Annotated in this window: 11 protein-coding genes; all 11 read left to right on the top strand. The window is 32.9% G+C overall.

Going from position 1 to position 13,155, the window contains the following annotated elements; translation table 11 throughout:
- The first annotated feature begins 7 nt into the window (after positions 1–7).
- On the top strand, positions 8–3,439 hold the full coding sequence (locus B9Y54_RS10505) for a pyruvate carboxylase (protein ID WP_085560189.1): 3,432 nt from the start codon (positions 8–10) through the stop codon (positions 3,437–3,439).
- Between the two features lie 24 nt (positions 3,440–3,463).
- A complete protein-coding gene (locus tag B9Y54_RS10500) occupies positions 3,464–4,651 on the top strand; it encodes a CAP-associated domain-containing protein (protein WP_085560188.1) in 1,188 nt (395 codons plus the stop codon).
- A gap of 23 nt (positions 4,652–4,674) precedes the next feature.
- Positions 4,675–5,043 (top strand): YlbG family protein, encoded by a 369-nt coding sequence (locus B9Y54_RS10495; RefSeq protein WP_085560187.1) that lies wholly within the window; start codon positions 4,675–4,677, stop codon positions 5,041–5,043.
- 133 nt (positions 5,044–5,176) lie between these two features.
- Positions 5,177–5,743, top strand: coding sequence for a 16S rRNA (guanine(966)-N(2))-methyltransferase RsmD (rsmD, locus tag B9Y54_RS10490; RefSeq protein WP_085560186.1), 567 nt, complete (start codon positions 5,177–5,179; stop codon positions 5,741–5,743).
- Position 5,744: 1 nt separating this feature from the next.
- On the top strand, positions 5,745–6,254 hold the full coding sequence (coaD, locus tag B9Y54_RS10485; RefSeq protein WP_085560185.1) for a pantetheine-phosphate adenylyltransferase: 510 nt from the start codon (positions 5,745–5,747) through the stop codon (positions 6,252–6,254).
- Positions 6,255–6,281: 27 nt separating this feature from the next.
- Positions 6,282–7,325 carry a SepM family pheromone-processing serine protease gene (locus tag B9Y54_RS10480; RefSeq protein ID WP_085560184.1) on the top strand — a complete coding sequence of 348 codons (1,044 nt, stop codon included), beginning with the start codon at positions 6,282–6,284 and terminating at the stop codon, positions 7,323–7,325.
- A 155-nt stretch (positions 7,326–7,480) separates the two neighbouring features.
- Positions 7,481–8,197, top strand: a complete 717-nt coding sequence (locus B9Y54_RS10475) for a ComEA family DNA-binding protein (RefSeq protein ID WP_090005079.1) — start codon at positions 7,481–7,483, stop codon at positions 8,195–8,197.
- A gap of 114 nt (positions 8,198–8,311) precedes the next feature.
- Entirely contained in the window at positions 8,312–8,770 is a 459-nt protein-coding gene (locus tag B9Y54_RS10470; RefSeq protein WP_085560183.1) for a ComE operon protein 2, read from the top strand.
- A gap of 70 nt (positions 8,771–8,840) precedes the next feature.
- Positions 8,841–11,186 (top strand): DNA internalization-related competence protein ComEC/Rec2, encoded by a 2,346-nt coding sequence (locus tag B9Y54_RS10465; protein ID WP_234987904.1) that lies wholly within the window; start codon positions 8,841–8,843, stop codon positions 11,184–11,186.
- Between the two features lie 65 nt (positions 11,187–11,251).
- On the top strand, positions 11,252–12,286 hold the full coding sequence (gene holA, locus B9Y54_RS10460; RefSeq protein ID WP_085560181.1) for a DNA polymerase III subunit delta: 1,035 nt from the start codon (positions 11,252–11,254) through the stop codon (positions 12,284–12,286).
- A gap of 145 nt (positions 12,287–12,431) precedes the next feature.
- Positions 12,432–12,686 (top strand): 30S ribosomal protein S20, encoded by a 255-nt coding sequence (gene rpsT / locus B9Y54_RS10455; protein ID WP_085560180.1) that lies wholly within the window; start codon positions 12,432–12,434, stop codon positions 12,684–12,686.
- Positions 12,687–13,155 lie beyond the last annotated feature (469 nt).

Genomic DNA, 13,155 nt, shown 5'->3' with positions numbered 1-13,155 from the left:
GGAGATAGTGAAAAAAGTATTAGTAGCTAATCGAGGAGAAATAGCCATCCGAATATTCCGCGCTTTGACGGAGCTTCATATTGGGACTGTTGCTGTATACGCACAGGAAGACGAGGGATCTGTTCATCGATTCAAAGCAGATGAAGCCTATTTAGTAGGGGAAGGAAAAAAACCGATAGAGGCTTATTTGGATATCGAAGATATGATTCGTATCGCAAAGTACTCTAATGCGGATGCAATTCATCCTGGTTATGGTTTTTTATCAGAAAACTTAAATTTTGCTAGACGTTGTGAAGAAGAAGGAATTATTTTCATTGGTCCTGATTTGCATCATTTAGATATTTTTGGAGATAAACTTAAGGCTAAAGAAGCAGCAATCGCAGCTGGTATAAAATCTATACCGGGTTCTCAAGGGCCTGTATTAACTGTTGAAGAAGTCATAAAATTTGGTGAAACTTTTGGCTATCCTATTATGGTAAAGGCAGCACTAGGAGGTGGCGGAAGAGGAATGCGTGTGGCTTACTCCGCTGAAGAAGTAAAAGATAGTTTCGAAAGGGCCCGTAGTGAAGCAAAATCGGCATTTGGAAATGATGATATATATGTCGAACGCTATATTCAAGATCCTAAGCATATCGAAGTTCAAATATTAGGAGATACTCATGGGAATATTATTCATTTATATGAACGTGATTGCTCAGTACAACGTCGACACCAAAAGGTTGTAGAGGTTGCGCCGTGTGTTTCTATTCCAGATGAACTACGTCTCAAAATGTGTGAGTCGGCTGTTCAATTGATGAAGCATGTTGGCTATGTTAATGCAGGAACCGTTGAATTTTTACTTGAAGGCAATGAATTTTATTTTATTGAAGTAAATCCACGTGTACAAGTAGAGCACACTATTACGGAACTCATCACGGGAATTGACATTGTTCAAGCTCAAATTCTAATTGCACAAGGGAAAAATTTACACAGTGAGATAGCTATTCCTGCTCAAGAGAATATACCCTTAATGGGTGCAGCTATTCAGTGTCGTATAACGACTGAAGATCCCCTTAATGGTTTTTTACCTGACACTGGTAAAATAGATACGTATCGCTCTCCAGGTGGTTTTGGGATACGCCTAGATGCAGGCAATGGTTTTCAAGGCACTGTAGTTTCGCCATTTTTTGATTCCTTGCTTGTCAAAGTATGTACGCACGCGTCTACATTTGAACTAGCTGCACAAAAAATGACACGATCTTTAAGAGAATTCCGTATTCGTGGTGTAAAAACAAATATTCCATTTATGGATAATGTTATTTCCCACCCGGTTTTTCTTTCAGGAGAAGCAAAAACAACCTTTATTGATTCGACTCCTGAACTTTTTGTGTTTTCAAAAGTTCGTGATAGAGGAAATAAGACAATGAAATATATTAGTACGATTACAGTGAATGGTTTCCCAGGTATCGAGAAAGCTCCAAAGAAATTTTATGAACCTGCTAGAAGACCTAAGAAACTAACTTTACTAAACGATGTTCCACTAAATGCAAAAGGTATTTTAGAACATCAAGGTGTAGATGCAGTGGTAAACTGGATAAAAAATACGAAAGAAGTCTTATTAACAGATACAACGTTTAGAGATGCCCATCAAAGCTTGCTAGCGACCCGCGTTCGGACACAAGATTTTTTAAACATTGCTGCGGAAACAGAAAAAGCTATCCCACAATTATTTTCTTCTGAAGTGTGGGGTGGAGCGACTTTTGATGTTGCTTATCGATTCTTGAATGAAGATCCATGGGAGCGTTTGGAAAAACTAAGACACGAAATGCCTAACACGCTTCTCCAAATGTTATTTAGAGGTTCTAATGCAGTAGGGTATCAAAATTATCCTGATAATGTGATTGAATCATTTATTCAGCAAGCAGCCAAAAGTGGAGTAGATGTATTTCGTATCTTTGATAGTTTAAATTGGATTCCTCAAATGGAGAAAAGTATTCAAGTTGTCAGAGACACAGGTAAGATAGTTGAAGCATCTATTTGCTATACAGGTGATATTAATGATCCACTAAGAACGAAATATACGATTGACTACTATAAGGAAATGGCTAAAGAACTAGAGAATCAAGGTGCACATATCATTGCAATTAAAGATATGGCTGGAATTTTAAAACCTGAAGCAGCGTATCGTTTAATTAGTGAATTAAAAGATACTGTTCAAGTGCCAATTCATTTGCATACTCATGACACGAGTGGAAATGGGATATTTACGTATGCTTTAGCCGTTAAAGCTGGGGTAGATATTGTCGATGTCGCAATGAGTGCCATGAGCAGCGCGACGAGTCAACCTAGCATGAGCAGCCTCTACTATTCTTTATTAGGGACACAACGAGTTCCATCTATAAATATTGAAAATGTCCAGCAAATTAATCATTACTGGGAAGATGTGAGAACACGTTATAGTGATTTTGAAAATGGGGTAAGTGCTCCTCAAACAGAAGTTTACCAACATGAGATGCCAGGAGGTCAATACTCTAATCTTAAACAACAAGCTAAAGCAGTTGGACTAGCAGATAAATGGGATGAAATTAAAAAAATATATGCACTGGTTAATCAGATGTTTGGTGATATTATTAAAGTAACGCCCTCTTCGAAAGTTGTTGGAGATATGGCATTATTTATGGTGCAAAATGAGTTAACTGAAGAAGATGTCTATAATCAAGGTCATTCAATTGATTTTCCAGAGTCTGTCATCAGCTTCTTCATGGGAGATTTAGGACAGCCTGTTGGCGGATTTCCAGAAAAATTGCAAAAAATCGTTTTGAAAAAAAGTCAGCCGATTACGGTCCGGCCTGGAATTTTAGCGGATCCAATTGATCTTGAACAAACTAAAGTGAAACTAGCTAAACTAATCAATAAGGAGCCTTCTAACGAAGAGGTGTTAAGCTACGTTATGTATCCTGAAGTATTTTTAGATTATCAAAAAAATTATGAACAATTTGGTGATGTAACAGTTTTAGATACAGCGACGTTCTTTCATGGGATGCGAACAGGTGAATCAATTGAAGTCCAGATTGAAAAGGGTAAGACACTGATTATTAAATTAAATCAGATTGGTGAACCAAACTCTGAAGGCAATCGTACGATGTATTTTGATTTAAATGGCCAAGGCAGAGAAATTGTAGTAAAAGATAAAAGCATTACGAGTACCAAAGTTGTTCGTAAAAAAGCAGAACCAACGAATAAAGAACATATTGGTGCTACGATGCCTGGTTCGATTATAGAAGTCTTAGTTTCAAAAGGAGACCGTGTTAGCCAAGGGGATCCAATCGTCATTACGGAAGCAATGAAAATGGAAACAACGATAAAAGCTGCGTTTGACGGCGTTATCGATCAAATTTATGTAGAAGCAGATAATCTCATTGAAACAGGCGATTTATTGATTGAGATGATTGCGAAATAAGTGTCGGTAAGGAGTACCTAAAATATGAAAACAATTTTGAGAACAATACCAATTTTCTTGGTTTTAATGCTCTTAACCTATTTTGTTCCTCAAATTATTTCCGATAGTCCTTCTGAAATTGTTACTCAAAAGAAAAACGTACCAAAGCTAAAAAAAGAGGCCAAAACAAACTCTATTCCTGCCGTTAAACAAGAGGTTTTTCCTCTTGAAGGGATAGGCCAATATGTTGGAGAAACCATTGATTTACTTGAAAAAAAACAGGGTCGTCCTCTACGTATTGAAACAACTTCATATGGCTACGAATGGTGGATTTATGGCGATAACGAAAAAGATTACTTTCAAGTTGGGGTTTCAAAACAAGGTAAGGTCATATCTATGTTTGTTCTAGGGTCAATATTGGATGTTTCTCCGTTTAAAGTAGGTATGGATATAGCAGAAGTTTATCAACTAACTCCTTTATACCCAACCTTTTCTATTGAATATGAAAATAAAGATTATACAATTGAACTATCAGAAAATGACTTGAATTACCACCCGCTAGTTATTTTTGAAAAGAATGTTTTTTCAATCTTAATGGTAGATAGAGAAACCAATAAAATTAATGCTATTCGTTATGTAGACGAACAAACCTTACTTCAATCGGATATTTATGAAGTGTTTCCTCAGAATGAAGGCATTACAAAGAAAGAACCAGCAACAGAATTAGAAGATGAAAAAGGCAAGATAAAAGAAGTAGAAGTTACTCTTAATGCTTTAAGGAAACGGTATAATTTACCTGAATTAACTTACAATAAAGAACTTTCTTCTATTGCCAAAGATATTTTTATTAATCAAGAGAAAATGGCTATCGAACAATCAAGTGAAGAAGTAAAGAAAAGAGAATCTTCCTTGGCGGAAGGTTCAATAAAAATGGACATTTCAAATGAAAATAAATTTGTCCAAGATAATTTTGAAGAAGAGGTAGGACTGCCTCCTTTAAAGAGCGAAGAGATTCAAGATTATTTAAAATTAAATAAATTAACTTTATTAGATAATCGTGTTGTTTATTCTAATCAGTTTACGAATTCAACTTGGTTAATCACGTATTGGTTTAGTCTTGAAAACCAACGAACTATTTTAGCTGATCCTCTGATGGAAAGATTTGGCATTGCTTTTCGTGGGGAAGAAGTCATGTTAATATTAAATAGACAAGAAGAACCAAGCATAAAATAAGGAAAAAGAAGGGAGAATGTTCATTGGAACTTACATTAAGTGAAAGACAAGGTATAATCATTTGGGTCTATAGTTTAAGACATATGAAAACACTTAAGCGATTTGGTTTGATTCATTATGTATCAAAGCGAATGAAATACATTGTTATTTATGTGAATCGGACAGAACTAGAAGCAACTATCCGTAAACTCAAGGAGCTGCATTTCGTTCGACAAGTGGAACCCTCTTACAGACCATTGATTAATATGGATTTTAAAGAAGTTCTTAAAAAAGCAACTCCTAGAAAAGAAGTTGAGGAAGTTGAAGAATTTAATCAGCTAAATATAGAGTCTGAAAGTCAATTAGTTAAAAATGAACATATTATAAAAGAACATGAAGTTAGAAATGGCTAACGTTTATCACTATAATAAAGTTAGTATAGCGAGATTAAAGTAGGTCGAATGGTTCAAAAGATTAAAGAGGGAGGATTTTGTTCCTACCTCTTTTTTAAAAGAAAAAAAAAGAAAAGAAAGTTGGTATTCTTTAATGAGAGTAATTTCTGGTGACTATGGTGGAAGAAAGTTGAAATCTGCTCCTGGTGAAAATACTAGGCCAACGTCCGATAAAGTAAAAGAATCTATTTTTAATATTATTGGACCTTACTTTGATGGTGGAAGATGTTTGGATTTATTTGCAGGTAGTGGTGGTTTATCTATCGAGGCTATTTCTAGAGGAATGGACCATGCAGTATTGGTCGATAAAGATACAACAGCGATTAAAATAATAAAAGAAAATATTGAAATGACTAAAGAAATGACCAAATTTGATGTTTACCGAAGTGATGCGAACCGGGCTATTGAAATGTTAGCAACTAAAAATAGCCCGTTTGATTTACTTTTTATAGACCCGCCTTATTTTGAACAGGAGATTGTTAAACAACTTGAAAAAATTCTTTCTTTAAATCTTTTAGCAGATAAAGCAGTAATTGTTTGTGAAGTTGGACGGAAAATTGATTTACCAGACAAAATTAGTGGAGCAAAACAGTTTAGATCGACGGTTTATGGAGCAAGTAAAATAGTATTGTATGAAGTTTTTAGTGAAGGAGCTTTTTAAAATGGTCAAGAATGCACTATTCCCAGGAAGTTTTGATCCGTTAACAAATGGGCACGTTGATACAATTGAACGTTCTGCTAAATTATTTGATCATCTTTTTATTGCTGTAGCAACGAATACGTCTAAAAAGAATTTATTCGATGTAAATGAAAAAATACAATTAATACAATCGGCAACTAAGCAGTTGAAAAATGTTTCCATCATCGAACATACAACGGGTTTGACAGTAGATTTAGCTAAAAAAGTTGGAGCAAACGTACTGATTAGAGGATTACGCAATGCTGAAGATTTTGAATATGAAATGAATATTGCTGCTATGAACAAAACGCAAAATTTAGAAATTGAGACCATTATTTTAATGGCCTCGCAACAACATCGATTTCTAAGCTCAAGTTTAATTAAAGAGGTCTCTTTTTTCGGTGGAGATGTTTCTAAATTAGTGCCACTTGATGTCGATAAAGCGATTAAAAAAAAGTATGCTTACCTAAAAAAAGAAACTGAAAACTCTTAGAATAGCTGCTATGTAAGGGTGATTATAATGAAAAAAATAAAAAATAGTAAAACCATTATTTTATTTGTCGCGACTCTATTCCTTGTTTTAGGATTGACTGTTCCTCTCCCTTACTATATTGAAGCGCCAGGCTCAGCAGTTCGATTAAATGAATTAATTGAAGTTAATGATAAAGTTGATGAAAATCCAGGAAGTTTTATGTTAACGACCGTTTCAATTCGTAGAGCTACACCTGTAAGTTACTTTACAAAATACTTGCCTTTTCATGAAGGAGTGACTAAAAAAGAACTATTTGGTACAACAGAATCAAGTGAAGAGTATGATAATTTACAAAAGTATTATATGGATAGCTCAGTTAATGCAGCTATTGAGTTAGCGTATAAGACGGCAAATGAAGAGTATAAATTAACCTATAAAGGAATTTATGTTATGTCTATTTTACCAGATTCAAATTTTTCTGGAAAACTATTTGTTGGAGATACAGTAACGGCATTAGATGGTCAAAAATTTAAAAGTTCTGCTGAATTCATCGACTACGTAAAAAGTAAAAGTCCTGGACAAGATATTGCGGTTACGTACCAACGAGAGAATAAAGTGAATACTATTTCTGCTCCTTTAATAGAAATAGAACAAACTAAAACACCCGGTTTAGGTATTAGTTTAGTTGATCATACCTCAATAGAAACAGATATACCTGTTTCTATTGATTCAGATGATATCGGAGGGCCTTCTGCAGGATTTATGTATACTCTCCAAATATATGAGCAATTAACTAAGCAAGATTTACGTAAAGGCACTGAGATTGCCGGAACAGGTACAATTTCACCTGATGGAACAATTGGACGAATTGGCGGGATTGATAAAAAAGTTGTAGCGGCTAGTAAAGAAGGAGCAACTATCTTTTTTGCGCCAGATGATTCTATTGATCCAGTTATTAAAAAAAATTATCCGAACGTACAATCAAATTATGAAGAAGCTTTAAAAGTTGCTAAAAAAATAGATACTGAAATGAAAATTATTCCCGTTAAACAATATCAAGATGCTATCAACTATTTAAATCAATTAAAATAAAGCACACTTCCTAAGACTTAGCAGTCTGAGAGTGTGTTTTATTTTTTTATCAAAAGTTAATAGAAAAACGAGATTAATAATAAATAATAAAGTTAAAGCTAAATGATTGCGGATAATTTTAGTAGATACGATAAATACAGAGGAGGTGGTGCTAAATGATTGAAAAAATTAAAATAGAATTAGTAAAAAGAAAATCAATGATAGCGATTAGTTTAATTGTTACTTGCCTGTTTATTATCTTCTTTTTGGTTTTTAGTCTTATTTCTGAATCAGAAACAACTGACCAGCTAGATGAATCTTTAACTGATTTTTATATAAGTCATGCTTCCTCGCTCCAAAGTAGCATCGTTTCAGATGGAAATGAAAGTAAAAGCAAGCAAGAAAAAGTTATAGATACCTCTATTTTTGTTGATATCAAGGGTGCTGTTCAATTACCAGGAGTCTATGAAATAAATTCAGAAACACGTTTAACAGATGTTATTATTTTAGCAGGTGGTTTCTTGCCAACAGCTGATCAAAGTATGGTTAATCTTTCTCAAAAGCTAACAGATCAAATGATGATTACAATACCGGCGATAGGAGTAGAAAAATCGAGTATAGGTACAAATGAAAGTGAAGAAGAGCTGCCAGTGGTGAGTAGTCCATCAAGTGAATCAAACGAGACACAGACAGGTAAAGTAAACATTAACACTGCAGATATAAGTGAATTACAAACACTATCTGGGATTGGTGAAAAAAAAGCTGAACGTATTTTACAATATAGGCAAGAAAAAGGTTCATTTAAAGCTGTGGAAGAATTAAAAGAAGTTTCTGGCATTGGCGATAAAACATTTGAAGCGTTGGCTGAATTTATTAGTGTGGGCACAGATTAATTATTTTTTAACGAAAGATTGAAAACATAGAAAAGCTTTTGTATACTAATAGAAATGTTTATTAAATGAACCGATTAATAATTATTTAATGGAATTAAATTGGAGGAACGAGTGATGGCAGAAAGAATTCCATGGAATCAATATTTTATGTCACAAAGCTTATTGCTTTCTTTAAGAAGTACCTGTACTAGACTAACTGTTGGAGCTACGATAGTAAGAGAGAAACGAATTATTGCTGGTGGCTACAATGGCTCTGTAAGTGGGGACAAGCATTGTATTGATGAAGGGTGCTACGTGGTAGACGGCCACTGTATTCGTACAATCCATGCGGAAATGAATGCTATCCTACAATGTGCAAAATTTGGTGTTCAAACAGAAGGTGCGGAAATATATGTTACTCACTTTCCTTGTCTTCAATGTACTAAAATGATTCTTCAAGCAGGAATCAAAAAAATATATTATTTGGAAGATTATCACAATAATGAATACGCATTAAATTTAATTGAACAAGCCCACGTTCAATGCGAAAAAGTTTTTCTATCAGAAAACTTTTTTAAAGAATTAAAATTTTAAGCCAATGGTTTTATTAAAAAAAATTGCTGTAGACAGAATCAATCGTTAATTAAAAATGAGGAGTTATTTCTTGTTTCCAGCGATACTTGGTTTAATAAGTTCACTAATCGTTTTAACAACAATGCATTGGCTAGCAGTTATAATGTATCTTATTTTCTTGTTGCGTCTATATAAGACTAAAAGATTAACGTTAATCGTTGGCTCACTAGTCTTATCCTTTTTGGTTATTTTGGTTACAAACGTTCATCAGTGGACAAATCAAACTAAATTAACTACTGAAGATAAAAATTTTACAGTAATTATTAAACCAGATGAAATAAAAATAGATGGTGATCAACTACAGTTTTACGGAACGACTGACAAATCAGCTAATATATTACCAGTAGCCGAAAAACTGGTTGTTTTTTACACACTTAATTCGATAAAAGAAAAAAAGATTTGGGAAGCACAAACCACGATAGTTACTGTTACGATTTCAGGTAATTTAGAACAGCCAGAGAAGAATCGGAATCAAAATCAATTTAATTATCAAACATTTTTAAAACGTAAAAAAGTACATTGGATTTTAAAAGCTGAAACAATCCAATCGTTGTATCAACCGAAATCTACTTTTTTTACTAAATTAAAGCCAGCGAATATGAGAATGGCTTTATTAAAACAGCTTGATAAGAAATTTACACTGAAAGTCTCTCAATACATGAAAACACTCCTTTTTGCTGATTTAAATTCTCTTGATAAAACAACTATCCAACAGTTTAAAGAAATAGGGATCATTCATTTACTGAGTATCTCAGGATTACATATTCAATTTTTTTTGACGGGTTTAGTTTATTTGTTGTGGCGAATGGGAGTGACTAAAGAGACAACGTTTTATATTATGTTGATTGTTTTGCCTTTTTATGGAAATTTGACTGGCTGGGGTACAAGTGTCTATCGAGCAATTGTGATGTCGTTAATTTTATTAACTTGTAGTCATTTTAAAAAAGTTGTTTCCAGTCTAGATGTTTGGTCATGGACATTATTATCTGCTATTCTTATTGATCCTTATCAATTATTTTCAGTAGGCTTTCAATTAAGCTATCTTCTAAGTTTAGTATTACTGATTCTCTCACAAACCTATTTTACCGTTTCGAAATTACCTATTGTTACGAACTTTATTATTTCTTTTATCCTTATGTTAGTATCTATTCCAATATTGTCCTATCATTTTTTTGAATTTTCTTGGATTGGGATTTTTGCTAATCTTCTTTTCGTCCCTTTATTTACTTGGCTATTGTTGCCAATTTTTATTGTTTTATTGATAGTATCTTTTATTTTTTACCAAAGTTCACTTTTTCAATACAGCGTGATAAGTATTGAAAAATTGTTAACTATTATTGAAAAAATAGCAGAGATGATTAGCGAGCTACCTTTTATCACAATTGTTACTGGCAGAGTTCCACTTTTTTTAATGCTAGTTTTTATTTGTTCTTTAATTTATTTTATTTTAACGTTAGAGATAAATAGAAATATTATAAATAAAAGAGTATTCAGCACTATTTTATTAATTATCTCGTTCATTCTTTTTAGCAGCTATCAACGTTATTCTCCTTTCGATAAAGTAGTTGTAGTCGATGTAGGGCAAGGAGATTCGATAATAATAAAAAAATCATTTGGAAGAGGCAACTATCTAATTGATACTGGAGGTTCTATAGCTTTTGAGACAAAAGAATGGCAAAAAAAAAAGAATCCTCCTTCACTAGCCAAACGAGTAGTAATACCAACGCTAAAATCGCAAGGGATAGCGAGTTTAGATCAAGTACTGATTTCTCATGGAGATGAGGATCACTGTGGTGCATTACTAGATTTGACACAATCCATTAAAGTAAAAGAACTAATTTTTCCAGCAGGAACACTAAATAAGCCATCCTTTCAAAAGACTGTTTCAAAGATAGCTGGCTCTGAGACACTCATTCATGAAGTTATTGCGTCAGAGGAAAAAACAACATTTATTAATTCGACATTAGCTGTATTATGGCCACCTTCTTCAGGGAAAGGAGAAAATAATGATTCTATGGTTTTATACGGAAAAATAGGATCATATTTTTGGTTATTTACAGGAGATATTGAAGAGGGAGAGAACCAATTAATTCAACGATATCCAAATTTAAAAGTAGATGTTTTAAAAGTAGCTCACCATGGAAGCCAAACATCTACTAGTCAGAATTTCATTGATTCTATTCAGCCAAAGCATGCATTGATTTCTTGTGGGGTGAATAACCGCTACAATCATCCAAATTCAGAAGTACTTAATCGAATTCAAACTAGCCAAATCTATCGAACAGACATAAATGGAGCTATTCATTTCAGCCACATAAAAATAGGGGAAAATAAATATAAAGAGTCTTTTTATACGATTTTTAAAGAAAAAGATTGATTGAGCTTGCAATATTTAATTAAGCTTTGTACCATGTATAAAGGACAAGAAAGTGGTGTTGTGCGTTGAATTTTTCAAAAGAAGTTGCAAAACTACGAAACAATCAAATTAGCTCAGTTTATTTAGTTTTAGGAACAGAATCTTATTTAAATCGGACGCTCAGAGAGACGTTTATTTATTCTATTTTAAAAGAGGATGAAATTGACTTAAATCTAGGTATTTATGATTTGGGTGAAGTTCCTTTAGGCACAGCATTAGAAGATGCAGAATCGATTCCTTTTTTCGGAGAAAGAAGACTAGTTATTGTTGATCATCCACTTTTTTTAACTGGAGATAAAAGTAAGGCTAAACTTGAACACGATATGAAGTGGTTCGAAAATTATTTACTAAAACCTTCTGAAACGACTACTTTAGTTATTTTTGCTCCTTATGAAAAGTTAGATGAAAGAAAGAAAATAAGTAAACTATTAAAGAAAAATGCGGTTATTATCGAAACAACGACTTTATCAGAAAAAGAAATGAGAAGTTATTTAAAAACAACGATTGAAAACGAAGATTTTACGGTATCTTCTGAAGCTTTTGAATTGTTTGTTCAATTAACGGATGCAAATCTTTCGGTAGCAATGTCTGAATTGCCTAAATTAATCTTATTTGGGCAGGATAAAAAAAGAATTACCAAAGAAGCTGTTTCAGAATTAATAACGAAATCACTTGAACAAAATATTTTTTCTCTTAATGACTATGTACTGAAGAAAAAAGTAGGTCCAGCTTTAGAGTTGTATCATGATTTATTGCTTCAAAAAGAAGATCCTATTAAAATTAATGCAATTATGACCTCTCAATTTAGACTGTTGCTCCAAGTGAAAACACTTGAAAAAAAAGGTTATCAGCAAGGGGATATAGCCAAAATGTTAAAAGTTCATCCATACAGAATTAAGTTGAGTATCCAACATATGCGTCCATTCAGTAAAAAGGTTTTATCCGATGCTTATAGTGGATTAATTGAAACAGAATATCGTCTGAAAACAGGTCAAGGTAAAAGAGAAATGCAATTCGAATTATTTATTTTACAATTTGCTAGTAATCATTCAATGGTTTAAAGAATATAATTTTGCAGACTATCAAGTAAAAAAACTTTACAGTTTATATTGCAATAGGTCTGGTCATTATGTATAATGATTAACGTGGGAAACAACTGGAATAATCTATTTTAAGTTGTAATTAATTGAAAGTGGGGTGAATCAAATGCCAAACATCGAATCTGCAATCAAACGCGTTCGTACTTCAGAAAAATCTGCTTTAGAAAATAACGTTCAAAAGAGTGCTATGCGTACAGCTATCAAAAAATTCGTTCAAGCTAATGAAGCTGGTGACGAAAGTACTGAAGCTTTACACAAACAAGCAATCAGAGCTATTGACATGGCTGCATCTAAAGGATTGATTCATAAAAATAAAGCTAACCGTGATAAATCTCGTTTAACAGCTAAATTAGCTAAATAAGATATTGTAGTTAACTTACTTTTTGTGAAGACCACAAACATGATTTATTGTGTTTGTGGTTTTTTTGTCTATAAAATTGACGAAAGCCACTCCGCAATGGAGTGGCTTTCTAATTAAAAATAAATATTTATAAAGTTATTCGGGGAAAATACTAGTTAAATTATATTAATTGATTTCTCATTTAGACAACATAAACCCAACCTCTTTTATGTCCTTACAGTTCTAAAACTGTGCCAGTGCGAATAAATTTCTTTAAAACTATTTTATATAAAACTACATACTTACTTTTAATACATAATCATTGTAGCATAGATTCCTTGAAAAATAAAGTTATTTTGAGTAGCACGAGTAACTTACTGGTTTATTGGATACAAAAAATTAGTCAATTTAAAATAACACGTTCCTCTCAAAAGAAAGAAAGGAGTAAAGTTCCTTATTATTGTAAGAACGTACGTTCAATGGTAAAATA

Source organism: Carnobacterium iners, from assembly GCF_900177385.1.
Classification (GTDB): Bacteria; Bacillota; Bacilli; order Lactobacillales; family Carnobacteriaceae; genus Carnobacterium_A; species Carnobacterium_A iners.
The sequence above is the reverse complement of the archived record's forward strand: the minus strand, read 5'-3'. Positions and strand labels throughout refer to the sequence as shown.